Source organism: Microcoleus sp. N9_B4 (assembly GCF_036701635.1).
Taxonomy (GTDB): Bacteria; Cyanobacteriota; Cyanobacteriia; order Cyanobacteriales; family Microcoleaceae; genus Microcoleus.
Genome location: NZ_JAUBRC010000035.1, coordinates 1 through 24,276, shown reverse-complemented (window position 1 = coordinate 24,276; position 24,276 = coordinate 1). Strand labels below are relative to the sequence as shown.

The window sequence follows — 24,276 nt, the reverse complement described above, 5'->3', positions numbered from 1 at the left end:
ATATGGAAGTTAAATTTTGTCCGTATACAGCTATACAATTCACTGTCGTAAATAAAAATAAATTATACGAATTATCAATAAGTGATGAGATCTGTCTTAGGATGTGGAGAAGCAGCACATTGTCCCCACAAGCAGGCGGATCTGCTGGAAATCTCTATTGAGAACTTAGGAACCCGCGTCCAATTCCCGGTTTCTGGATACTTCGCCACCAAAGGCAGAATTTGTCGCGAGAAACCGGGTTGATGAATTTAACTCCTCCCCCAGCAAGCAGCAAAGGAAAGATTCAGAAGTCGGGCAACTCAAGCATTACCAGTTCCGTCAATGCCGAATAGCACTTCTAGAACGAGAGATTGCGCTGCCGGCATCTGCCCAAAACAAAATACATAAGGAAGACTCGGAGGCAAGTGTGGCAAAAATTGCTCTAAAACGTAGGGACTGCCGTAAATTAACACAGCTTGCAGTTCTCCCGTTTTTAATAATTTCTTAAACCAATCTTGAGCTGCTTGGGTCAAACCAGCACTGCCTCGGAAGCAATTGCCGCGAATGAAAATTTGCAGCAGTGTCGGAGAAAAATGCTCTGCACCTGTATTATCAGCGATCGCCCCTGTGCGATCGTCAATCAGTTGCAATTCGTAACCAAACTGTTCGGGAAGGGCAATCGCCGGAGTGTGGTTGCCCAAAAACTCGCACCCCAAAACATCATCTACAACAATCAAATTCCGCAAAACCTGGTTTTCTGGGGGTTTTGCAACCTGCAAAGGTAGATTGCCGCCAAATTTCAAAGAATCTCGCAAAATATCGGCAGCAGTTGCCCTGGCATCAGGATTTGCCAGCAAACTTAAGTCGATCGAGTCGATCGATTCTAAATTCTTGCTCCCCCCCTTAGCAAGGGGGGGTTGGGGGGGGTCAGAAATCAATTCTAAATTCTTGCTCCCCCCCTTAGCAAGGGGGGGTTGGGGGGGGTCAGAAATCGATTCTAAATTCTTGCTCCCCCCCTTAGCAAGGGGGGGTTGGGGGGGGTCAGAAATCGGCAAACCCACCTTTATTTTCGCTTTCCAAATGCGCTTGACAGATTCCTTGATTTGTGATATAGAAAGCCGCCCTTGAGTGACCGCTTCGCAGACAGCAAGAATCGCCCCTTCCGGGTCAAGCGGCATCAGCAAAACATCAGCACCAGCCTCAGCAGCCAAAACAGCAGCTTCATTAGCGCCGTACTTATTGGCGATCGCACCCATCACCAAAGCATCCGTCACAATCAAACCTTCAAATCCCAACTCTTCTCGCAGCTTCCCAATCAAAATTTTGCGAGAAAGAGTAGCAGGACACTCCGCATCCCAAGCCGGAATCAGCAAGTGAGCACTCATCACAGCATCGACCCCAGCCGCCATCGCCTCAACAAAAGGAGGCAACTCAACCTGGGCCAATCTCCCTGGGGAATGCGGCAAAACCGGCAATTCCAAGTGAGAATCAACCGCCGTGTCTCCGTGGCCGGGAAAATGCTTAGCTGTAGTCAAAACCGGGTGCTCACCTGCACCTCGAATAAACGCAGCGGCTAATTTCCCGACAATTTCCGGTGTCTCGCCAAAAGCGCGGACGTTAATCACAGGATTGTCGGGATTGTTGTTAACATCAACCACTGGTGCGAGAATCCAATTGAGACCGATCGCCCTAGCTTCGATCGCAGTGACAGCGCCCATTTGTTCAGCATATCGATCGGCTTTACCTGCATCGTGCCGCGCCACTTCGGCAATTGCCATCGGCGGCCCGAACCAAGTCGCCCCCGCGAACCGCTGGCCGACACCTTCCTCAATATCAGCGGCCAGCAGCAGCGGAAACTTGGCCCAAGACTGCAATTGGTGCGATCGAACTGCCAACTCCGCAGCACTTCCCCCGACCAAAATCACCCCACCGACGCCCAAATTTTCCAGATAATAGCGGAGTTTGCTGGCAGTTGGTTCCCATTCGGGATAGCGAATTTGGTGGTCGAACAAGCAGCCAGAAGCGCGCACCACGAACATCTGGGCCACCAGTTCTGGTAAGGAAAGATTGTCAATCATGGGAAATTAGGAATTGTTTGTTGACTGTTGACTGTTGACTGTTGACTTTGGGCTGTTGACTTTGGGCTGTTGACTACCTTCAGACACTAATCCTCGTCTGCTTCTAAATCATCATCATCATCATCATCATTTTCATTGCCATCGGCCAATTCTTCGTCATCAAACATACCCGGTTTGCGATCGGCAGAAAGCTGATTCAGCAGTATCAACATTTTATCGCCCCGTTCTAAAGAACGGTCTTCAAGAAATACTACTTCCGGCGTCCGCCGCAGTTGCACCCGTTGGCCCAACTGGTTGCGGACGTAGCTAGTAGCAGATTTCAAACCTTCCATAGTTTCAGCCTTCGCCTCATCAGTACCGTAGATGCTGACAAAAATTTTTGTATGCTGAAGGTCTCCAGAAACAATTACGTCGGTAACGCTAACCATACCCGCACCTACCCGATCGTCCTTAATGCCGTTCAGCAACATCAGGCTGACTTCCCGTTTAATCATTGAAGCTACACGCTCAATGCGACGACTTGTAGCCATAACACCTACTCCTCTACTTTCCTAATCAGCCATTTTCATCCCGATTGACAATTGTAGCGCGATCGGTCAGGGGTGTTACGGGCGATCGGGGGGGAAATTAGGATTTGAGATTGCAGCGCGCAGCCAATAATGACATAAACTTGCCCAATTTGCTACTTTTGCGATCGCTCAATATAAAATCTGGCAAATACGATCGCCTTTCATTATGCCCGATTCTATCCAACAAGAAGCCCGCCAAATTCTCGACACCCTTGCATTCACCCCCTTCCAGCAATGTCAACCCCTCAGCCGCGACTTTGATACCATTCCTACCAGAGTAGGTTTATACGCATTTCGGCATTCCTCCGAAGGATTGCTTTACATTGGCAAAGCCAAAAACTTGCGAGACAGACTTCGCAACGGACATAAAGCCTTTCTGTGGGGCTGGCTCGATCGCTACAATCCAGACGAAGTAAGGATTGCCTTCGTCACTCTCAACCAATGGCAAAGACCGGGGTTATCATATGAATTAGAAACCCTCATCCTCCAAGCCAGCAACCCTCCCTACAACGTTAAAATCCCCAGAGAGTTATGAATCAAACAATCGCCACGCAACACCTTTCTCCAGAAGCTATTCATCAGTTGGTCGATTATTTGCCTGACTATATAAAAGCTGCCCTCTTGTCCAAGTCCGCTGAACTTGAATGTTCTCTCGAAGCCGCGATCGAAATGGCAATCTCCAGCTTTTTAGACGAAGAATCCTTTAGCTTTGAGGATTGTTTGTTGGCTAAACGCATGAAAGATACTGTCTAAAATTTCATCGCTCTCGATCGCACTCCCAGTTACGATTAGATTATGCCGATCGCCAAAAGGAATAAAACTCATGGAAAAAGAATTTACAATCGGTCAAAAAGTCCGAGTTGTGGCGATGCCACCTTACGTCAAAACTGCCGAACCGATGCCGATGCTGCGGCCTGCGAATTTAATTGCGATCGGCGCTGAAGGCGTTGTGATCGATCGGCGTCCCGGCAATTATTGGGGAATTCGCTTTGAAAAAGGTGCTTTTCTGTTAGACAGTCAGTACATTGAAGCAGCGGAAACAATTGTAGAAGGTAATGGGTAATGGAAAAAGGGGAGTGGGGAATTGAGATCGCAACTTAACATCTCCCTTTTCCTTGTTCCCTCAACATCTCTCCCTTAAATCGGTTAAATCCTATTGCTTGCTCGTTGCCGAACTTCCTTCTTCAACAAGCCAACTTAGCTTCAAAAGCCAACGAATTAACAGGAAACTCCCCCAAAAAATCCTCTAAAATAGGAGATGTGAAGTTACAAGGTTGAGGCTTTCCCAAATGATAACCTTGAGCGTAATCTACCCCAAGTTCATTGAGTTTATCCATAATTGTTTGATTTTCAACATACTCGGCAATAGTTTTAATTCCCATGACGTGAGCGATTTTGGTAATAGCTTCCACCATGGCGATATCAATAGGATTATCGACAATATGCTTGATAAAATTGCCGTCTATTTTGAGATAATCAACAGGCAAACTTTTCAGGTAAGCAAAGGAAGACATCCCGCTGCCGAAGTCATCCAAGGCAAACTGGCAGCCTAGTTCCTTGAGTTGCCAAATCAAGCTGGCTGCCTTACTGAGATTACCGATCGCTACGGTTTCGGTAATTTCAAAACAAATTATTTGCGGCGGTATTTGATGGATAGAAAACTGTTCCTGAATAAACTCGATAAACTTTTCTTCGTTGAGGCTGTCCCCAGAAAGGTTGATTGAATAAAGGTTGGGATATTTGCCAAATGACGATTGCCGATCAGACAAAAGAGAGCAAGCAGGGAAGGTAACTATTTTATCGCTGTCTACTTCGGGGTTTTGGACTAATAAATTTGCCGTGAAAATTTTAGATAAATTGCTAAATAACGTGCGAATTACCCAGCGGTCGATCGCGTGCATCAAGTTGTAGCGTTCTGCCGCCGGAATAAACGCCATCGGCGACACCACCTGACCAGTTTCCAACTGGAGGCGCAGCAGGATTTCGCAGTGGGTTCCGGTGGTTGGAGAGTTCAGCAAAGGTACGATCGGCTGAGAGTACAAGCAAAAGCGATTCTCTTCTAAAGCTTGATTAATTTGCACCACCCACTGCGTTTCGCCGTGCTGTTTAATTAATTCTTGATCGCCTGCTTGATAAATCTGCACCCGGTTGCGGCCTTTATTTTTAGCAGCGTAACAGGCAATATCGGCCGCGCTCAAAATCGCCGATGTGGATGCTGTTTTGGGATTGATTGCTACCAAACCGATACTGACGCCGATCGAAAAAGTTTTGTCCTGCCACGCAAAGCGGAATGCCTGAATGCTTCGCAGCAGCGTTTCAGCAACATTCAATCCTCGTTCGACGGGACAGTGGTACAGGAGTACGGCAAATTCATCGCCACCCAGACGTGCCAAAATATCGGTTTTGCCGATATGACTTTTAAATAGCTGGCTGACTTGGCGCAGCAGTTCGTCCCCTGCAGCATGACCGCAGGTGTCGTTAACTATTTTGAAGCGATCGAGATCCAGGTAAAGCATCACGTGTTCTTGCCCGTAACCTTGAGCGCCGTGTAGGGCGTGCTCTAGCTGGTACTCAAATTCCCGGCGGTTGACTAATTGCGTCAGGGGGTCATGAGTTGCCTGCCAGGTGAGTTGCCGCGCTTGAGTTCGCACTTGGGTGACATCTCGGAACACAACGACGGCGCCGACAATTTCCCCACTGCTAGCGTGGATGGGGGCGACGCAGTGGTCGATCGCAAATTCGGTGTTGTTGCGGGCAATCAGCAAGCTGTTGTGTCCTTGGTCAACAATCCGACCTTCGCACAAAGCAATTTCGGCGATATTTTCGATCGGCCGCCTGGTAGTTTCGTCAACTATTCTCAGCACGCTGGGGAGGGGCCAACCTTTAGCTTCCAATGTAGACCAACCCGTGAGTGTTTCGGCAACTGGATTCAGGGTGGAAATGCAGCCGTCGGGGTCAGTAGTGATTACAGCATCGCCGATCGATTGTAGAGTAACCTGAGCGAGTTCTTTTTCTTCAAAAAATGCTTGTTCCATGCGCTTGCGATCGGTAATATCTCGCTGCACCGACACCCAGTGGGTAACGTTCCCGGAGGTGTCGGCAATGGGTACGCTGTTGAGTTCCACCCAATAAGTTGAACCGTCTTTGCGGTAGTTAATCAATTCCAGACGTAGAGGTTCTCGGCGAGAGAAAGCACGGCGAATTTTAGCAACCTGGGTGGGGTCGCTTTCTGGGCCGCGCAAGCAACTGGGCGTTTGTCCGATGATTTCTTCGGGTAGGTAGCCCGTCATTTGGGTAAAAGCTTCGTTGACATAGATGATGGTGGGGTCGGAGATATCGCTGTCTCCCGCATTCATAATCACGATTGCGTCGTTAGCGTGCACTACAGCAGATTCTAAAAGGTGGAGTCTTGCCTCGGCCCTAACGCGAGTAGCAATTTCGCTTTCTAGTCTGGCGTTAGTCAAGCTGAGGGAGGCGATCGCTTTTTCCAATTCCCTAGTTCTTTCTGCCACTGAATCGTGCAGAACATCGATCGCCCCGGACATTTCCATCGGGTCAAGTACGCGCAGTATGTTGGTTTGAGTAACTATTCCCAGGAGTTCTCCGCGTTCCCCCGTTACTACCAACCTGCGGACTAAACGCTCGTGCATTTCCTGATGAGCTACCCACAGCGAGTCTTCTTGCTTGAGGCTAAATAAAGGGGTACTCATCACTGTTTGGGCGATCGTTTTCGACAAATCTATATCTAAAGCTTGAAATTCGACAATATCCCGTTCTGTGACTATACCTACTGGAATGGGGAACGGTAAATCCATCGATAATTCTGTTGATTCGGTAATTACTACGCAGCTAACGCGGTGTTGCGCCATCAACTCAGCTAAACTCCTAACTGACGCGGAGCGAGGTGCTTGAATGACTTGTGCGGTCATTACTTCTTTCACGCGGCGCATTTTTAAGATATTTGCCGGTTTCAGCATGGCTTGGCGAATGCTTTCCGGCGTAATTACTCCTAATAGTTGACCTTCACTATCCAATATTGGCAGATGCTTAATTCTTCGTTGCCCCAGCAGAATTAGGGCGCTGAAAATGTCTTGAGTCTCGGATTTTGTCAGAGTTGCTGCAGGCTGCCTCATCACTTCTGCGATGGTGACACCTTTTAAGTTTTTGCCCGAGGCAATCAAATCGACAAGATCCCTTTCTGTGAAGATTCCTTGCAATTGAGAAGGTGGAGCAGAGGGCGAGGATAATTTTAAGAGTGATTTTTCTACGACAAAGACGCAGATACCTGTCGCGTCTCTGAATGCACTTGAGGTGGGAGGATTTGCGATTTCTGTTAGTTGCTGATAGATATCCGTTGGTGGAATGGCTGCGTTTAGAGAGCAACTTGGGCGCCGTTGGCCCATCAGGGTAATTACTTCTGCTAGTGGGGTATCGGGCGCCACTGTCAAGGGGTAGCGGTCAATTACTTGAGCTAAGGTTGGCAAATACTTGGATGAATCGTTTTTGAGCATATTTAATTGAGTTTTGCGATCGCGTGGACTCTGCGACATTCCAAAAAAGTGCTGATTTCCAAGCACTAGGTGGATTTTTACGGCGCTGCTGAGACCTAATTAAAATTTATTGTTAAAAATGCAGCCGAGCTTGGGCTGGGGATCGGGCCTGTGACTGCTTTTCCTCTACCTATAAAGTTATAAGCTTATCTTTATTTTAAATTAAATTTTCTGTCTCGTGACACTTTTATTAAAAACAAGGTATTTTTTGTAAACTTTTTGCGATAAGATGCAGCTAAAATCATCCATAGCATTGCGAAGCATCTCCATCTTCAGAAAGACGCATCTGTTGGCTATCCGGGCTAACCTAGAAAAGGTTACTACAAAAAGGCACTGTATTAAGTTCGGCAGTGTTAAGTTTTGCGAAATTTTGTTTTGCAAGCTGGTCGATACCATGTATGCGTTGTTGAGGGCAATCGATATCACAGCCAATGTGTGAATTAGATCGCAACTTGCGAAAACAACCGTGGTAAGATTGTAGATATCAAGACAAGAACTTGAATACAGAGTCTGTGAGGAAAAAGGATTATGAAACGCAATCTATTAGCCGCTACTTTTTTAATTACTCCCCTACTATTGGGCGGCCCGGCTCGCGCTGAAAATCCGGTTCACGTCGAACAGTTATTGTCAACCGGGCAATGTTTTAAGTGCGACTTGTCGGGAGCAGATTTAACGGGAGCTCATTTAATTGGTGCTGATTTGAGAGAAGCAAATTTACGAGGAGCAAACCTATCTCAGGCAAACCTCGAAGGTGCTGACTTGACGGGTGCTAACTTGACGGGTGCTAACTTAACCGCAGTTTTTCTGACTAATGCCAGTTTAAATGACGCAAACCTCGATCGGGCAAATCTGACCGCAGCTATCATTAACACCGCTGACGTATCCGGTGCATCAATGCAAGATATGACCATCACTGATGCCAAAATCTACAATACCCAAATCGGCGTCGGCGGCAGCTACGACCAGTAAACTCGTTAAAAGAATGGAAAACACCAATTTTGAGTTAAAAACCCGGTTTCTCCCCAGAAACCGGGTTTTTAGTCTTTTTGTAGGCTGCCCCGGAGCCTGACATTTTATGTCGTATTTCAAGCGAACAATCTGACGCACCCTAGCCTACCACTACCACTAAAAACCCAAATCAACCGCAATTCGGTGCGCGCAAGCAAACCCAGAAAATGCCACCGCATTTAAACCCTGTCCGGGAAACGTACTGTCACCCACACAATACAAACCAGGCATAGAAGTTCGATTAAAGGGCATTCCCAGCAAACCCATTAGCTTCTGTCGCGGAATCGGCCCGTAAGTTCCGTCTTCGCGCCCCAAAAACCGGCGGTGAGAACGCGCTGTCCCAACTTCCATATAATCCAAACCGGCATCTAAACCGGGAAAAATCTTTTCTAATCTTTCAATAATTCTCCCTGCCGCCTCTTCTTTTTTATCCTCATATTCCTGCTGGGAAAGTCCTTCCCACTGTTCCATCCAACTTGAAGTAAAAGCGTGAACGATGTGATATCCTGCGGGAGCTAAATCCGGGTCGAGCACCGTCGGAATTGACACCAAAACAGTTCCCTCCGCCGCTTCCATTTGGTCCCAATCTTCTAACAAAATGTGGTGGCAGGCGCTACCAGCAGGGATTACGCTTGCTTCGACTCCCAAATGCAAACTCAAGAAACTGGGGGCTTTTTGATAGCGCTGCTGCCATTTTTTCTCGCTAGCGGGCATCTCTTCTGCGGGCAGCAATTTCTCAAAAGTATCCCAGCGCGTGGCGTTAGAAACTATCCGCTTTGCCCGGTAAACTTCGCCGGTTGCTAGCTCGACTCCGACAGCGCGGCCGTTTTCTGTGATAATTTTTTTAGCCTTAGCTTTGTATTGAATTTGCCCGCCGCATTTTTCTAATCCTTCTACTAATTTTTGGGCGATTTGACCGACTCCGCCTTTGGGATAATTTATGCCACCGTAATGTCTGTCGGAAAATACCATTCCGGCGTTAATCATCGGGGTCAAGTCGGCAGGTACTACAGACCAGTAGTAGCATTCCATGTCGATAAATTTCAGCAAAGTAGGGTCTTTTATGTAGCGCCGCGCAATGTCGCCAGTATTTTGAGGCAGATATTTTACTAATCCCAAACAGGCTAAAGGATTCTGAAAAAAGACTCGGACGAGATATCCAGGTTCTTCTAGGGATAGCAATTCCATGCCGTTGAGGCAGTTGAAGACGCTCCAGCATTCGCCGTAAAATTTGTGGATTCCTTCGCGTTCGTGAGGGAACCTGTCAGTTAATTCTTGCAAGTATTTGTCATAAGGCTGGGGAACTTCAAGTTCCAAGCCGCTGGGTAAGTGATAGTGAAGCTGTACAGGGTCGGGAATGGTTTCTAAGGTGACGTTGACTGCTTTCAGGGCGCGGGTGAGGAGGTTGGTGGTGCCCCGCTGTCCGAAACCAAAAATCATGGAGGCGCCGACATCGAATCTGTAGCCTTCTCGATCGAAATATCCCGCGCTACCCCCCGGAATTGTATAGCTTTCGAGCACTAAAACTTTGGCTTTCTTAGCGGCTAGCTGGGTGGCTGTCACCAGTCCACCAATGCCGGAACCGATGACAATTACATCAAACTCTTGCTCTGTTGGGCGGGAGTTGGGAGAAAATAACTGGGATTGGGTAGGAGCTGACATTCGGTTAAAAATCTTAATATTTCTATGATTTTACAGTCGATCGCTCCCGAAGCAAGAAGTTCGGCAACGGATGTCAAGAAGACCGAAGTTCGGCAATGCCCAATGCCCGATGCCCAATGCCCGATGCCCAATGCCCAATGCCCAATGCCCAATGCCCAATGCCCAATGCCCGATGCCCGATGCCCGATGCCCCTGCTTCGCAAAAAAAATGCGGGAACAGTCTACCATTGCCGACTGCCCCCGTCTGTCGATCCTTTGAGAGGAGAACACTAAAAATTACTATAGCCTTGTTGCTAATTTATGTCAATACTATTAGAAAAATATTTCAATAAGCTGATGGAGGTCGATCGGCGAATGGGTTCTAACTCAATCTCTGGCTTGTATGCGCCCTCAAGGATGTGATAAGTTGCACAGAGCGATCGATCGCCGGTTGGCGAAGCCCGCCCCTACGGGGGCTACGCCAACGAAGAAGATCGATCGCACCGCATAAAATCCCTCACACCTAGCAATCTCCCCAATTTCCTAATGTCCCTGCAACTGCGCGTTTACGTTCCTCCACATCCATTAATTAAGCACTGGCTGGCTGTTGCCCGCGACGCCGCCACTCCCTCGGTACTTTTTCGTTCTGCGATGACAGAATTGGGAAGGTGGCTGGCTTACGAGGCGATTCGAGAATGGCTGCCGACAGTGGAAACAACGGTGCAGACGCCTTTGGCAGAATGTCCGGCGACTTTTATCAACCCGGAAGCTCCGTTAGTTGTGGTACCGATTTTGCGGGCGGGTTTGGCACTGCTGGAAGGAATTCAGACGGTTGTACCGCTGGCTTCGGTTTACCACCTCGGCATGGCAAGAAATGAGGAGACGCTGCAACCGACTTGTTATTTGAACAAATTGCCGGCGCAGTTTAACCCGGAAACGCGGGTGATAATTAGCGAGCCGATGCTGGCGACTGGCGGGACGATTATAGCGACTATGCAGGAATTGACTGCACGGGGAATTGACCCAAACTTGATTCGGATTATATCTGTGGTGGCTGCTCCTCCGGCTTTGAAGAGGCTGAGTGCAGAGTACCCGAGTTTGATTATTTATACGGCCACGATCGACGAAATCGTCAACGAACAGGGCTTTATTGTACCTGGTTTGGGAGATGCGGGCGATCGAACTTACGGCACATGAAGCAAGTCAATCGATTTTAGATTTTAGATTTTAGATTTTAGATTGACCCCACGGATAAATGCGGGGGCTTGAGGATTTTCGATTTGGGATTGATTCCACGGATAAATCACGTGGCGGGTACCATCAAGAAATTCGTGGTCAGTCAGTCAATTTGAGATTTGAGATTTGAGATTGACTCGACAGATAAATCTGGGGGCTTGTATCCCTTGTTGGGTGCGGTGAGTGGCTCCAGGAATGGGTTGCTGAAATCTCCGGGGAAAAAGATGACCCTGGTTTGGTAAAAGCAGGCACAGAGAAAGTTAGAATCAAAAGTACAAGTCAAAAATAAATAGCGTTTAGCACTCATTGCCCGTGAAACTTGATTCTGTTCCGCCAAGCTTGTCTGCTTCTGACTCAGTAAACCTCAATTATGATTTGCCACAACAGGTACAACTACAAATAAAAGAGGTTACTGAGATTTGTGCTGCTTTAACCCCGGAGCCCGCTGAACTCTCAGTGACTGTAACTCCCGATATTTGTCAGGAACAAAAGAAACTGAAGCCCAAGCACTGGGCAATTTTTGCTTCGACTTTTGCAACTATTTTTTTAGCTGAAATTGGAGACAAAACTCAGCTCGCGATTTTGCTGATGACGGCTGAATCTCGAAATCCTTGGATTGTGTTTGCCGGTGCGGGTTCGGCTTTGATAGCAACCAGTTTGCTGGGAGTTTTGCTGGGAAGGTGGCTGGCTAGTCGGATTGCTCCGAGAACTTTGGAGAGAGCAGCCGGAGTGATTTTACTGGCGATTTCGGCGGTTCTGCTGTGGGAAGTGCTGAGTTAATTGTCTGCCTTGTCGGTAAGTCCTAGATTTCTACAATAGCTAACTAAGAACTAAAAAAACATGGACTGGCAACTTTTGGGAATCAGTTTTATTACAGTGTTTTTGTCAGAATTAGGAGACAAAAGTCAATTAGCTGCGATCGCCCTGGGCAGTAGTTGTAACTCACCGCGGGCTGTATTTTTCGGTACGGCGTCGGCGCTGTTGCTGGCGAGTTTAATCGGCGTGGGCATTGGCTTCAGCACGGCAGAAGTGTTGCCGGAACGACTGGTAAAGGGGCTCGCGGCGATCGGATTTGCGGTGATGGGCTTGCGCCTGCTGTGGCCAAAATCTGAATTATCTGATGTGTCAGAAGAATCCGAATAAGAGGAAACGGCAGTGCCGTTTCCCTACCCCAATTCATTGTAGGGAAACGGCACTGCCGTTTCCTAATTTTTATCGTTGATTAAACTTGGTTTTGATAGCACCAGCCTAGCAGCGTACCGGCGACAGCCAACTTCAGCGCTTCCAATGCAAAATAGCCTTGGTGCAGTAGATTCATCCCGCCGGGCACTTCTGCTGCGGAATCGAACAGATTTAGCTGCATTCCCAAGGCGCTCATTTGGGGTGTCAGGGCGTAGGTGTCAATCAGGGCGATCGCCAGAAGTACCAATGATAATAAAATTGCTGTGCGGCTGCGCTTGCCGAAGTCACCGACTAAATTGCTTAAAACCATCAAACCCGTTGCCACTAGGCCGGAACAGATTAACTCAACGCGGTTGAATCCCCAGAACATTAAATTCCCGGCCGTTGCAAACTCGGGAGATGTCGTCATGCCAGATACGTAGAGACTGGGCATAATTACTAGATCCAAAATTAGGCTAACGCTGAGCCAGAAAATTAGGGCAACCATGACAATTGCTTGCCAGCGCGGTTTGATTGATTCCACTCTTGATGTTGTAATAGCTGTCATATAATTCCCTCTAAAATTTTCTTCTGCCTTTTCTAGAGTTTAACTAACTTTTTTCTCAAATCGTGTTAAGTATTTTTAAATTAATGGTAAATGTTGTGTAACAGACGCTGAAGAATTGTTAAGCTCACTTATGTTTGTCCTCACCTCGGTTAATTAATACTAATTCGGAAAAAGTACGGAATAAATTAATAATTACTCATAGGACTTATGCACTGCGACCAAAGACATCTGTTTTTGACCCTGATTAAAAACCGTAACGTATTTTTTATAAAAAACCAGGTTTCTGCGTCCAGAAATAACTCCTAATTTAAGTGTATATGCCTAAATTTCAATTATCCTCTTGGTTGCCCCGTCTCCCCCCTCAAGTCTGGATTCTTGCCGCCGGCAGATTCCTCTCGCAAAGCGGCACCGGTTTTACTTTATTTTACGCGCCGATATTTTTTGTCGATCGCGTCGGTTTATCTGCTACTGCTGTTGGGATTGGTTTGGGTAGCGGTTCAGTTTCGGGAATTTTGGGCAGAATTTTGGGCGGTTCTTTTTGCGATTCTAAATTTTGGGGAAGGCGCCGAACTTTACTGCTGGCGACAATAATAGCGGCGGCGGCTTCTTTTGTACTGGCGGCGACTAATGATTTCGCTGGCTTAATTGCGGGCAATTTACTGATGGGTTTGGGTGTGGGTTTGTATTGGCCTCCAACCGAGACAATGGTGGCGGATTTAACTGAGGGCGAACAGCGACAGGAGGCTTTTGCTTTGACGCGGCTTGCTGATAATTTGGGTTTGCAAGTTGGGATTATTTTGGGCGGTTTGTTGATTGCGGTAACGGGGAATTATCGATCGCTCTTTATTATTGATGGTATCTCGTTTTTAGTGCTGTTTGCAGTAGTTGCGATCGCGATCGCCGAAACCTACAAACCAGCTAATTCAGCCGATATAGGCAAAAAAAGTCTAAAAAATGGCTGGATGGTGGCGCTGAGCGATCGCAGTCTTCTAGTTTATGCTTTAGTAAATACCCTGTTCACATTATATATTTCCCAAATCCAAACCACAATGCCGCTGTACTTTAGCAAGTTTGTCGCGGTAGGGACATCGGGAAAAGGCTTTTCTACAGGTACAATTACGGTTTTGTTTGCTTTCAGCACGTTTTTAACTGTGGCTTTGCAATTGCCGATTGTTAAAGCTTTGAGGCGGTTTTCCCATCCGAAAGCTTTGATGATTTCTGCGCTGCTATGGGGAATGGGATTTATCGCGATCGGCTTGACGGGAATGGCTGCAACTGGCAATCTATTTTTAGCTGTTTTAGGCTTGAGCTTTTTGTCGGTGGCGACTGTTGCTTATACGCCTTTTGCTTCGGCTTTGGTGGTGGATTTAGCGCCAGAGTCTTTGCGGGGCGTGTATTTGGCCGTTAGTTCTCAGTGTTGGGCGATCGGTTATTTAATCGGGCCGCCACTGGGCGGTTTGGCTTTGGATGGAGGTAAATGGGCGGCAGATACTTTTTGGTTGGGTTTGGCTTTGAGTGTGGGCGCGGCTATTTTTATTTTGCAAAAGCTCGATCGAATGTTGAAAAATAGCAGTCATTAGTTATTAGTCATTAGTCATTAGTCACCAGTCATTAGTTATTAGTCATTAGTCTTTTGTTGATGCTACCAATGCCCAATGCCCCATGCCCCATGCCCAATGCCCCATGCCCAATAACCAATAACTAATTTATTTTCGTCGATCGCCCAATTTGCGGTAAACTGCTCTTAAATCAACTTGATGGTGAGCCAAAGCAACCAAAGCGTGATAAAATAAATCCGCGACTTCTCCAGCGATCCCCTCTTTGTCGTCATCTTTGCAAGCCATCACAACTTCCGCCGACTCTTCGCCAATTTTCTTGAGAATCTTGTTGTCGCCGCCCTCGAACAATTTGCAAGTATAAGAACTTTCGTTAGGATGGTCGCGCCGATCGCAAATTACCTCAAATAATTGAGATAACATATCCCCAGGCGGCGGTGAAATCTCCCCGTCAACTTGGTGAAAACAACTTCTTTCTCCGGTGTGACAAGCAATATCTCCGACTTGTTCGACTGTCACCAACAAAGCATCACTATCGCAGTCGTAACGCAGCCCTTTGACATTTTGAACGTGTCCCGAAGTCGCGCCTTTGGGCCACAATTCGGAACGAGAACGACTCCAAAACCAAGTTTGGCCGGTTTCCAGGGTTTTTTGCAGCGACTCCCGGCTCATCCATGCCATCATCAACACCGTACCGTCCAAATAATCTTGGACGATCGCCGGTACTAAACCGCGATCGTCGTAACGAATCTTTTCAATTGGGATCGATCGGCTCAAACTCGATAAATCAGTAGTAGACATAATTTTATTTCAACTTGGTAATATAGATTAACGCTTTCCTGTCGGAGATTGTTTTTTTATTAACCGCAGAGAACGCAGAGGAGGCAGAGGAAGAGAGAAGATTAACCAAGTGATGGCTAAATTGTCAAGAACTATTTTACAAAAAATTACATTTTAGGGCGATTCCCTACGGAATAGCTTCGCTTCACGGTGCTAGTGCGACAAAGCCTAAAAAACCCAAGCTAGTATTGCTACTGATTGGTTTCTACCCTAAAATCTACTAGAATAGTTTCCTTGAATCGACCTAACCTTTATGTTGAACTGGCTATAAAATTATTCTACCAACAACAGACCTTCACTAAGGAGAAAACATTGGTTTCCACAACCTTGAAAACGACCAAATCAGAAGAAATTTTCGCCGCAGCCCAGAAGTTGATGCCAGGTGGCGTCAGTTCCCCCGTCCGCGCCTTCAAATCCGTAGGCGGACAGCCCATCGTCTTTGACAGGGTAAAAGGAGCCTACATTTGGGATGTTGACGAAAACCAATACATTGACTACGTAGGCACTTGGGGCCCGGCTATCTGCGGCCACGCCCACCCGGAAGTCATCAAAGCCCTGCACGAATCTTTAGAAAAAGGTACGAGTTTCGGCGCACCATCGCTGTTGGAAAACGTACTCGCCGAAATGGTCATCGATGCCGTTCCCAGCATTGAAATGGTGCGATTTGTCAACTCCGGCACCGAAGCCTGTATGGCGGTTTTGCGGCTGATGCGAGCTTTCACCGGACGCGATAAACTGATTAAATTTGAAGGCTGCTATCACGGGCACGCCGATATGTTCTTGGTAAAAGCCGGTTCCGGTGTCGCAACTCTGGGCCTTCCCGACTCCCCGGGCGTCCCGAAAGCCACTACTGCCAATACCCTCAACGCTCCCTACAATGACTTAGAAGCAGTCAAAGCTTTATTTGCCGAAAATCCCGGCGAGATAGCAGGCGTAATTCTCGAACCAGTGGTGGGGAATGCCGGTTTTATTACCCCGGATGCAGGTTTTCTCGAAGGTTTGCGGGAAATTACTAAAGATAACGGTGCTTTGTTAGTTTTTGATGAAGTAATGACCGGTTTCCGCATCGCCTACGGCGGAGCTCAGGAAAGATTCGGTGTCACCCCGGATTTGACTACTTTGGGTAAAGTTATCGGTGGCGGTTTGCCGGTGGGAGCTTACGGGGGAAGGCGGGATATTATGGGGATGGTGGCTCCTGCTGGGCCGATGTATCAAGCGGGTACGCTTTCGGGAAATCCTTTGGCGATGACTGCTGGGATTAAGACTTTGGAATTGCTGCAAAAACCCGGCACTTACGAACAGTTGGATAAGATTACCAAAAAACTCTCTGACGGATTGCTAAAAATTGCTAAGGAAACCGGACACGCTGCTTGTGGTGGGCAAATTAGCGGGATGTTTGGCTTGTTTTTTGCGGCTGGCCCTGTTCACAATTACGATCATGCGAAGAAGTCGGATTTGACGAAGTTCAGCCGCTTTCATCGGGGAATGTTGGAGCACGGTATTTATCTGGCTCCTTCGCAGTTTGAGGCTGGATTTACTTCTTTGGCTCATACTGACGAAGATATCGATCGAACTTTGGCTGCAGCGCGTGAAGTGATGGCAAGTATTTAACGTGTGTAGTAAGGACATTCGTCCTTACTACTCAGGAATAAATAATTAAAGTCCTTGCTGTTTTTTGGCAGTAAGGACTTTAATTTTTAACTGCTTTATCAAATAAATTCCTGAATCATACAGACTATTCAGGGCTAGCTTTTAATCAGGCTTACAGGCTTTTTTAGTAAATCTGCACGGGGTAATTCCTGTTTAAGGCTGTGAGGAAATTAAAAATTAGTAATTATAGGAACTCTCTACTTTGCGGTAGCAATCCCTAACTTAGCTCCCTTAATTCGGCGTAGTCGATCCATAACTTCCACAACATTTCCGTGATTGACGCTTTTATCCGCATTCAACACAATTAATGAGTTCTGATTTGACCCCATCACCTGTCGCACCGTACTCTCAATCTGGTCTAAGTTGACTAACTTTTTATCAACCATTAATTTTCCATTAGCATCAATGGTGACGGTAATTTTAGCAGGCGAGTCCTGAACTTGAGAGGTTGATGCTTGCGGTAAATTTACGGGCAAACCCTCGGATTTGGATAAAGACAGAGAGGAAACAATTAAAAACGTCAATATGGCGAAGACCACATCAATCATTGGCACGATGTTAATCTGGGGAATACTATCAGGTTCATCGGGTAGGCGCATAATTAGATTCTCTTGGTAGTTTTTCGTAGCGGTGACGGTACATTAACTCTAGCTGACCTCCAGCTTCCTGAATAAAAGCAATCTGCTGTAAGTAAAACCCGCGAAACATATTGGCAAATAAGAGTGTAAAAATTGCCACAACTAACCCTATTGCTGTAGAAACGAGGGCTTCGCTAATCCCAGAAGTAACGCCTGCGGCATTGGTGCCCGTGGCATTCCCCAGTTTGAGAGAACTAAAGGTAGTAATTAACCCTAAAACAGTTCCGAGCAACCCAAATAGTGGGGAAAGGCTGATAATGGTGTCAAATATTGTATTGAATCGCTTCAGGATGGGGATTTCTGCCTGAGCGCCACTCTCTAGGGCCAAACGAAATTCTTCGATGTTGGGGCAGTCTAATTCTAAAGCTTCTAAAAAAATCCGGGCCAGGGGCAAATCGCTGTTTACTTGTAACTTTTTGATGGCGGAATCGGGGTTTTGGCTGTAAAGCTGTAGCACTTCTCGCACGACTCGCCGCTGCCGCCGATTTACCCTAAACCAAAAGGCAAGACGCTCTATGATCAGCGCGACTGCTGCGATTGACGAGGCAAACAGCGGCCAAGCAACAATGCCTGCAGCGCGAAAAATGTAAATGAGACTATCCATTGGTTTGTACTCTCGCTAGCTCTGTTGAATGATCGCAAGCTGCCTAATGGTGCAATTAGCCCGAAGGCTGGTAGAGTTTCTGCGTCAAGTCGGTATAAGTGATTCAGACTGCGAATTGTTTCACTCAAGCGCGATCGCAAGCGCGATCGCGATCGCACAAACGCACTACCTGTATGTGACTATCTTCGTCTGTACCCAAAATGCTCCTACTGCGATCCCGATCGAGATCGCGACAGATTGTTCTGCCAGTGCTTCTTTGCTAAATATTTGCGTTAGGACTTGACAATAATCTTCAATAATTTAAAAGATTCTCAACTAGGTTTTCACAAACTTCAGGGTTTGTCAAGTCATGAGCCACACCTTTACATAACTATTATTTATAAATTGAACATATAAACTCGATCTGACTGATTAATTGATTTTTATGAAAAGCTTGAGAATGTGGAAATTTGTTGGTAGATTAGGGTCTAGAGTATTGCAGTTAAGGCATCTTGGAACCTTGCCCTGCCAGAATCAGAACATTGACACCGCCCATAAGAGCAAAGTAGACGCCCCCAAAAGAAATGCTGATTGGTAGCCTCTAGTCGGAATCTAAAAATTAAATAATGAAAATTAATTGCAAGAGTCTTGAACAGGGTGACAGTCTTCTTATAGGATGGGTAGGTTCATCATTGATAGCAAGCTCAACAGGCTATTGGTAGCTTGTTTTGGGTTATGTCGGGGAGCCAGCGAGGATGTTGCCATCCATAAAGGAGAGTGAGAAGGCATGAGTTTTTCAAATATTTCGGCGACGCAAAGACAACAACAAGAAGAAGCTCTCAAAAAAGTTCTGGCGATCAGTCTGTTAGCCTCAACCTTACTGCACGGTGTCGCGCTGCCGTTGAGCCTCAAGTTGGTCAAACCTGCTGAATTTGAAGAGGATGCAATTGAAATTGTTGTGCTTGATGAGCCCACAGTAGAGGAAACCCAGCCAGAGCCGGTGATTCCAGAAAAGGTATCTCCCCCACCTGAGACGCTCAAACCAGAAACGCTACCAGAGCCAACTCCCCCAGAGGAGCAACCGGTAGCGGCAACGCCACCACCAATTTCAGAGGAGCAACCGATAGCGGCAACGCCACCACCAATTCCAGAGGAGCCACCGGTAGCGGCAACGCCACCACCAATTCCAGAGGAGCCACCGGTAGCGGTAACGCCACCGCCGATTCCAGAGGAGCAGCCGGTAGCGGTAACGCCACCACCAGAGATTAAGAAAGAGCTGCCCTTAACGGAAACTCCGCCACCAATTCCTGTGGAGCCTTCCCCCGCACCTCAACAGGATTTCAATTCCCCAGAAACTCCTAAAACTCCGATCGCCAAGGAACCCGAAACCCCTTCGCCCGATCCTCCAAAAAGCGAACCACCCGTTACCGCCTCCCGCCCCAAGGGTGCTGCGAGTCTCCCAGACTTTACAAAAGATGCTGGAAATCCCAACTCCTCCGACAGCCCTGAAAAAAATAACCCGCTTTCGTCATCTGCTTCGGCGGGTAGCGGGGAGCCTTCCTCAGAGCCATTAAATCCTTCTTCCGGGCCCATACAGCGATCGCCCGGGGCTGGCTCGCCAGTCACAGCTACCAGGCCAGGAGGCGGTGGAAATTCTGGAAGTGCGATCGGGGATCTCACAAACCCCTCCTCCTCTGATAGCCCCGGAGCAAGTGCGTCCAACTCACCATCCGGTGCCAGCGAAAATGGCAACATACCTTCTGATGAGCCATTTGCGGCTGGTTCGGGGCGATCGGCCCGAACGTCTGGGGCGGGTTCGCCAGTCACCGCCACCAGGCCAGGAGGTGGCGGCAATTCTGGAAGTGCGATCGGAGATGTAGGAAACCTCCCCTCCTCTGGTAGCCCGGTTGGAAGTGCGTCCAACTCATCACCCGGTGGAGGTGGAAATGGTGGCGGGGGTTCGTCAGGCCCATTTGGCAGCGGTTCCGGGCCAGTGCCGAAACCGACAAATCCAGGAAGAGGGAGGAGTCCTTCAGGCCCTTCCGGTCGGCTTCCCGACACTTGCATTAGCTGCGGTAGACCTGAATATCCGAGCGCAGCCAGAGAAGAAGGGCGGCAAGGCGAAGTGGAAGTCGTGTTTGACATTGACCCCAACGGTAAGCCATTCAACATCAAGATCTCGACTCCTAGCAAATACAACGACTTGAATAAGGCAGCGATTAAAGCAGTAGAAAAATGGAAACTTGCCTCATCAGAGAGTGGCATTCAAGGAGAAAGAGCATCCATTACCTTCCGGCTCACTGACTAGGGATTTTTTTGAAACTCTAGCAATTTGGCTGGGAATTCTATAGCACCGTGCAAGGAATAGCAAAGTTAAAAGTTAAATTTTTTGTGAATTATGAATTTGGGAATGTCGTCAGCAATATTAAGTAAACTTCAGCGAGTTGGACTCGCTCTATTACTTGGTTCCAACTTGGGAATGGCTTTGTTGTTTGCCAACCCTCACAGCGCAATGGCAGGAGTAATTACTTTACCCGATGGCGGACGTTGCGAGGGAGAATTGAGTGAAGGAAAACTCAGCGGCCCCGGCATTTGTCAATATGCCAACGGCGATCGCTACGAAGGCCAATTTCTCAACGGCAAACCTCACGGTCAAGGCATCTATACCTTTAAAGAAGAAGGGCGATACCAAGGAGAATTTGCCGATGGTGAATTCAACGGTCAAGGTGTCCGCGAATTTGCTAACGGCAACCGCTACGAAGGCACTTTTAAAAACGGTGAGTTCGACGGTACAGGCACTTTTACCTCAACTAACGGCATTCGTTACGAAGGCTCTTTTACCAATGGTTCTCCCAGCGGTCGCGGGGCTTTTACGTTCAGTAATGGCACTCGTTGCGAAGGAGATATTAAAGAAGGAAAAGTTAGCGGCAAAGGCGTCTGTCAATATGCTAACAAGAACCGCTACGAAGGAGAGTTGCTGAATAATCTACCTCACGGGCAGGGAATTTATACTTTTGCTGAAGGAGGCCGTTATGAGGGGCAATTTAGTGAAGGGCAGTTTCACGGTAAAGGGGTTCGCGAATATCCGAACGGCAACCGCTATGAAGGAGAGTTTGTGAAGGGCAACCTTCAAGGTCAGGGGTTGTTTACTTTTAAAGAAGGGGGACGTTATCAAGGGCCGTTTGACAATGGAGAATTTAGTGGTGAAGGTGTCCGTGAGTTCGCCAATGGAAATAGCTATAAAGGCACTTTTGTCAAGGGTAAGATGAGCGGGAAAGGAGTTTACGTTTTTGCGAATGGCGATCGCTGCGAAGGCGAATTTAGCGAGGGTCAGTTCAACGGCAAAGGTACTTGCATTTACGCCAATGGCGATCGCTATCAAGGTGAATTCCTCAACGGGCAGAAACACGGGCAAGGTTCCTACATTTATGCAGATGGAACGAAAGTAGAAGGAAATTGGCAACAGGGTCAAATTAAAAAATAACCTTATAACCTATCTTGCCCTACTTGTTTTTCCCCCCTCCTCACCAATGACATTAATGCGCTTTACAGCCGGCACACCGGCTTTTATAGCAATCGTAAATAAGTCGTAAATTTTTTACCCCACCCCAACCCTCCCCTTAGTAAGGGGAGGGAGTAAGAAATTCACAAATGATTTAGGATTGCTATATACCGCTTTTCACTTTGGTGAGCCTAGGGGAGGGCTTTTCAATACCAGATCCGATTTACACAGGGTCTTTTTTCGGATTTTCTGGATTGCTCGAAGAGGGGTTATTTTTTTAACCGCAGATGGACGCAGATGGACGCAGATAGGTTAGCTTTTTGGGCATCGGATTTGGTATATAGCAATTCTTGCAGGAGTCGTAAACTTTTTACCCCACCCCAACCCTCCCCTTATCAAGGGGAGGGAGTAAGAAATTCACAAATGATTTAGGATTGCTATAGTTTTCTCCCTTGTTCTCCATAAAAGGGATTTAAATCCTCGGCGTTTTGTTCGTGCAGCTTGTTGAAAATGCTGCAATGTCTCAGTTTAACCCTAGCCAATTAATTTCCAGTGTTTCTACAACTAAAAAAACAAGGCCGGCGGATTGTCTCGTTATTAATGAGTTTGATTGTTGTTTTGCTTCTAAATAATGGGGTTCAATCCTCGCCTCAAATCGGCAATCAAATTCTTTGGGATACCTATGGAATTCCACATATTTATGGAGAGAATACTAAAAGCCTTTTCTACGCTTTTGGGTGGGCGCAGATGCAAAGTCACGGTGATCTAATTTTACGTCTTTACGGACAAGCTCGCGGGCAAGCTGCCGAGTTTTGGGGCGAAGATTATCTGGAATCCGATCGCTGGGTGCAAACTATGGGAATTCCTAATCGCGCCAATGCGTGGTATGAAGCACAAAATCCCATTTTTCGCAACTATCTCGATGCTTTTGTTGGCGGAATGAATGCCTATGCAAAAGAACACCCAGAGGCGCTCACTGAAGAATTAAAGATAGCATTGCCCCTCAAACCGGCAGATGTATTGGCACACGAGCAACGTGTCATCAATTTTACTTTTATAGTCGAGCCAGATCGCGTTGAAAATATCGCTGGAAATGACACTCCCAAAGGCTCTAATGGTTGGGCGATCGCTCCTTCGCGTTCTGAAAGCGGCAATGCCATGCTATTGGCAAATCCTCACCTTCCTTGGTCGGATTTATATTTATGGTACGAAGCACAACTGGTTGCCCCAGAAATTAACGCTTACGGAGCGACTCTCGTCGGATTTCCTGTATTAACGATCGCCTTTAATGACAACTTGGGATGGACTCATACTGTCAACACTCACGATGGCTGGGATGCCTACGAATTGCCCCTAGCTAACGATGGCTATCGCTTCGATGGCAAAATCCGCAGTTTTGACAGGGAAGAGAAGGTTTTAAAAGTCAAAGAAAAGAATGGGAATTTGCGATCGGAATCTCTAGTAGTGCGGCGTTCTGTTCACGGGCCGATTCTCACAGAAAAACAGGGCAAAGCGATCGCCCTGCGCGTTGTCGGACTCGAACAGTCCGGTGCTTTAGAAGAGTGGTGGGATATGGCACGAGCCCGGAATTTCAATGAATTTGAGGCTGCTTTAAAGCGCTTAGAAATTCCCATGTTTACCGTCATGTATGCCGATCGTGAGGGGCATATCATGCACTTGTTTAACGGTCAAGTCCCCATTCGCAAAAACGGAGATTTTAAATACTGGTCAGACACAATCCCAGGCGATACGTCAGAGACTTTGTGGAGCAAAAATCATCCCTATGCGGATTTGCCGCGCGTTGTCGATCCGCCCAGCGGTTGGTTGCAAAATACCAACGATCCGCCTTGGACGACGACGTTTCCCAGCGCGATCGCACCCGATAATTATCCCGCCTACATGGCACCGCGCGGCCCGATGGATTTGCGATCGCAGCGATCGGCAAAAATGCTCTTAGAAGATGCAAAAATCTCTTTCGATGAATTGATGCAATACAAACATTCCACTCAGGTAGAACTCGCCGATCGCCTCCTCGATGATTTAATTCCCATAGCACGGCAAGGCAGTGAAAAAGCGCGTCGCGCTGCAGAAGTTCTCGCGAATTGGGATCGCAAAGTCGATGCTAAAAGTCGTGGTGCGGTGCTGTTTGCCTTTTGGAAACAAGCGATGGATGCTAATGAGTTATTCGCTAAACCTTGGAGCGAAGATGCGCCACTAACGACGCCAGACGGGTTGGCAAATCCTGCGGAGGCGGTGCGGGTGCTGGAAGCGACAGCAACCAAAGTTGAGCTAACTTATGGCGCGTTAGATGTCGCATGGGGGGAAGTCTTCCGATTGCCTGGGGAGGCGAATCTGCCTGCAAATGGAGCTGACGGTGCTTTGGGTGTATTTCGCTCAGTCTGGTTCGCTCCTGGGAAGGACGATCGCTTTCAAGCGGTTGCGGGCGATTCTTTTGTCGCTGCGATTGAGTTCTCCAATCCGGTGAAAGCGATGGCGCTAAACAGTTACGGCAACGCCACTCAACCTGGTTCGCCCCACGCAGGCGATCAGTGGCAGCTCTTTGCTCGCAAAGAATTGCGCCCTGTATGGCGATCGCGATCGGAAATTGAAGCTCACCTGAGTTCGCGCCAGAAACTTTAGCAGAAGGAAGAAGGAAGAAGGAAGAAGGAAGAAGGAAGAAGGAAGAAGGAAGAAGGAAGAAGGAAGAAGGAAGAAGG

At 47.6% G+C, this 24,276-nt stretch carries 23 protein-coding genes; 15 read left to right on the top strand and 8 right to left on the bottom strand.

Translation table 11 applies throughout. The features are described from left to right. Positions 1–84 precede the first annotated feature (84 nt). Positions 85–243, top strand: a complete 159-nt coding sequence (locus tag QUA43_RS21600) for a hypothetical protein (protein ID WP_333376368.1) — start codon at positions 85–87, stop codon at positions 241–243. Between the two features lie 56 nt (positions 244–299). Here the strand turns inward: QUA43_RS21600 and QUA43_RS21595 are convergent, their stop codons facing one another. Continuing rightward, on the bottom strand, positions 300–2,057 hold the full coding sequence (locus QUA43_RS21595; protein WP_333376366.1) for a glycoside hydrolase family 3 N-terminal domain-containing protein: 1,758 nt from the start codon (positions 2,055–2,057) through the stop codon (positions 300–302). Positions 2,058–2,143: 86 nt separating this feature from the next. Continuing rightward, positions 2,144–2,587: a 30S ribosome-binding factor RbfA gene (gene rbfA, locus QUA43_RS21590; protein WP_333376364.1), complete on the bottom strand. Its 444-nt coding sequence runs from the start codon at positions 2,585–2,587 to the stop codon at positions 2,144–2,146. Positions 2,588–2,792: 205 nt separating this feature from the next. Here rbfA and QUA43_RS21585 point away from each other — a divergent pair, with 205 nt between their 5' ends. From QUA43_RS21585 to sipA, 3 genes are all read left to right on the top strand, one after another. Next, on the top strand, positions 2,793–3,161 hold the full coding sequence (locus tag QUA43_RS21585; protein WP_242719663.1) for a GIY-YIG nuclease family protein: 369 nt from the start codon (positions 2,793–2,795) through the stop codon (positions 3,159–3,161). Beyond that, positions 3,158–3,379, top strand: a complete 222-nt coding sequence (locus QUA43_RS21580) for a hypothetical protein (protein ID WP_242719660.1) — start codon at positions 3,158–3,160, stop codon at positions 3,377–3,379. The genes QUA43_RS21585 and QUA43_RS21580 overlap by 4 nt, the downstream gene beginning before the upstream one ends. Before the next feature lie 70 nt (positions 3,380–3,449). Then, complete coding sequence (sipA, locus tag QUA43_RS21575) at positions 3,450–3,689, top strand: regulatory protein SipA (protein ID WP_333058291.1); 240 nt, start codon at positions 3,450–3,452, stop codon at positions 3,687–3,689. Between the two features lie 121 nt (positions 3,690–3,810). On the opposite strand, the gene QUA43_RS21570 is transcribed toward sipA, so the two are convergent. Then, a complete protein-coding gene (locus QUA43_RS21570) occupies positions 3,811–7,176 on the bottom strand; it encodes an EAL domain-containing protein (RefSeq protein ID WP_333376361.1) in 3,366 nt (1,121 codons plus the stop codon). A 528-nt stretch (positions 7,177–7,704) separates the two neighbouring features. Between QUA43_RS21570 and QUA43_RS21565 the strand changes: the two genes are divergently transcribed. Beyond that, positions 7,705–8,145, top strand: a complete 441-nt coding sequence (locus QUA43_RS21565; RefSeq protein ID WP_333376359.1) for a pentapeptide repeat-containing protein — start codon at positions 7,705–7,707, stop codon at positions 8,143–8,145. Between the two features lie 156 nt (positions 8,146–8,301). Here QUA43_RS21565 and crtH read toward each other — a convergent pair whose 3' ends face one another. Next, complete coding sequence (gene crtH, locus QUA43_RS21560; protein WP_333376357.1) at positions 8,302–9,846, bottom strand: carotenoid isomerase; 1,545 nt, start codon at positions 9,844–9,846, stop codon at positions 8,302–8,304. Positions 9,847–9,870: 24 nt separating this feature from the next. Between crtH and QUA43_RS21555 the strand changes: the two genes are divergently transcribed. The 4 genes from QUA43_RS21555 (at position 9,871) to QUA43_RS21540 (ending at position 12,204) form a co-directional block, all read left to right on the top strand. Next, positions 9,871–10,119, top strand: a complete 249-nt coding sequence (locus QUA43_RS21555) for a hypothetical protein (RefSeq protein ID WP_333376356.1) — start codon at positions 9,871–9,873, stop codon at positions 10,117–10,119. A 252-nt stretch (positions 10,120–10,371) separates the two neighbouring features. Continuing rightward, a complete protein-coding gene (gene upp, locus QUA43_RS21550) occupies positions 10,372–11,022 on the top strand; it encodes a uracil phosphoribosyltransferase (RefSeq protein WP_333376354.1) in 651 nt (216 codons plus the stop codon). Between the two features lie 351 nt (positions 11,023–11,373). Beyond that, positions 11,374–11,841 carry a TMEM165/GDT1 family protein gene (locus tag QUA43_RS21545; protein WP_333376352.1) on the top strand — a complete coding sequence of 156 codons (468 nt, stop codon included), beginning with the start codon at positions 11,374–11,376 and terminating at the stop codon, positions 11,839–11,841. A 60-nt stretch (positions 11,842–11,901) separates the two neighbouring features. After that, positions 11,902–12,204 carry a TMEM165/GDT1 family protein gene (locus QUA43_RS21540; RefSeq protein ID WP_333376350.1) on the top strand — a complete coding sequence of 101 codons (303 nt, stop codon included), beginning with the start codon at positions 11,902–11,904 and terminating at the stop codon, positions 12,202–12,204. Positions 12,205–12,283: 79 nt separating this feature from the next. On the opposite strand, the gene QUA43_RS21535 is transcribed toward QUA43_RS21540, so the two are convergent. After that, on the bottom strand, positions 12,284–12,790 hold the full coding sequence (locus tag QUA43_RS21535) for a hypothetical protein (protein ID WP_333376348.1): 507 nt from the start codon (positions 12,788–12,790) through the stop codon (positions 12,284–12,286). Between the two features lie 317 nt (positions 12,791–13,107). Here QUA43_RS21535 and QUA43_RS21530 point away from each other — a divergent pair, with 317 nt between their 5' ends. After that, positions 13,108–14,370: an MFS transporter gene (locus tag QUA43_RS21530; RefSeq protein WP_333376346.1), complete on the top strand. Its 1,263-nt coding sequence runs from the start codon at positions 13,108–13,110 to the stop codon at positions 14,368–14,370. Between the two features lie 126 nt (positions 14,371–14,496). On the opposite strand, the gene hisIE is transcribed toward QUA43_RS21530, so the two are convergent. Continuing rightward, positions 14,497–15,147 (bottom strand): bifunctional phosphoribosyl-AMP cyclohydrolase/phosphoribosyl-ATP diphosphatase HisIE, encoded by a 651-nt coding sequence (hisIE, locus tag QUA43_RS21525; protein ID WP_333376344.1) that lies wholly within the window; start codon positions 15,145–15,147, stop codon positions 14,497–14,499. Between the two features lie 351 nt (positions 15,148–15,498). Between hisIE and hemL the strand changes: the two genes are divergently transcribed. Further along, positions 15,499–16,797: a glutamate-1-semialdehyde 2,1-aminomutase gene (gene hemL, locus QUA43_RS21520; protein ID WP_333376342.1), complete on the top strand. Its 1,299-nt coding sequence runs from the start codon at positions 15,499–15,501 to the stop codon at positions 16,795–16,797. A 236-nt stretch (positions 16,798–17,033) separates the two neighbouring features. Here hemL and QUA43_RS21515 read toward each other — a convergent pair whose 3' ends face one another. Continuing rightward, the gene (locus tag QUA43_RS21515) at positions 17,034–17,435 is read right to left on the bottom strand and encodes a biopolymer transporter ExbD (RefSeq protein WP_333376340.1); all 402 of its coding nucleotides are present in this window, start codon (positions 17,433–17,435) and stop codon (positions 17,034–17,036) included. Then, positions 17,419–18,078, bottom strand: coding sequence for a MotA/TolQ/ExbB proton channel family protein (locus QUA43_RS21510; protein WP_333376338.1), 660 nt, complete (start codon positions 18,076–18,078; stop codon positions 17,419–17,421). The genes QUA43_RS21515 and QUA43_RS21510 overlap by 17 nt, the downstream gene beginning before the upstream one ends. A gap of 46 nt (positions 18,079–18,124) precedes the next feature. Between QUA43_RS21510 and QUA43_RS21505 the strand changes: the two genes are divergently transcribed. From QUA43_RS21505 to QUA43_RS21490, 4 genes are all read left to right on the top strand, one after another. Continuing rightward, positions 18,125–18,361, top strand: a complete 237-nt coding sequence (locus QUA43_RS21505; protein ID WP_333376337.1) for a hypothetical protein — start codon at positions 18,125–18,127, stop codon at positions 18,359–18,361. A 483-nt stretch (positions 18,362–18,844) separates the two neighbouring features. After that, the gene (locus QUA43_RS21500; protein WP_333376335.1) at positions 18,845–20,365 is read left to right on the top strand and encodes a TonB family protein; all 1,521 of its coding nucleotides are present in this window, start codon (positions 18,845–18,847) and stop codon (positions 20,363–20,365) included. Positions 20,366–20,467: 102 nt separating this feature from the next. Next, positions 20,468–21,541: a hypothetical protein gene (locus tag QUA43_RS21495; RefSeq protein ID WP_333376333.1), complete on the top strand. Its 1,074-nt coding sequence runs from the start codon at positions 20,468–20,470 to the stop codon at positions 21,539–21,541. A gap of 618 nt (positions 21,542–22,159) precedes the next feature. Continuing rightward, positions 22,160–24,199 carry an acylase gene (locus QUA43_RS21490; protein WP_333376331.1) on the top strand — a complete coding sequence of 680 codons (2,040 nt, stop codon included), beginning with the start codon at positions 22,160–22,162 and terminating at the stop codon, positions 24,197–24,199. Positions 24,200–24,276: the final 77 nt, after the last annotated feature.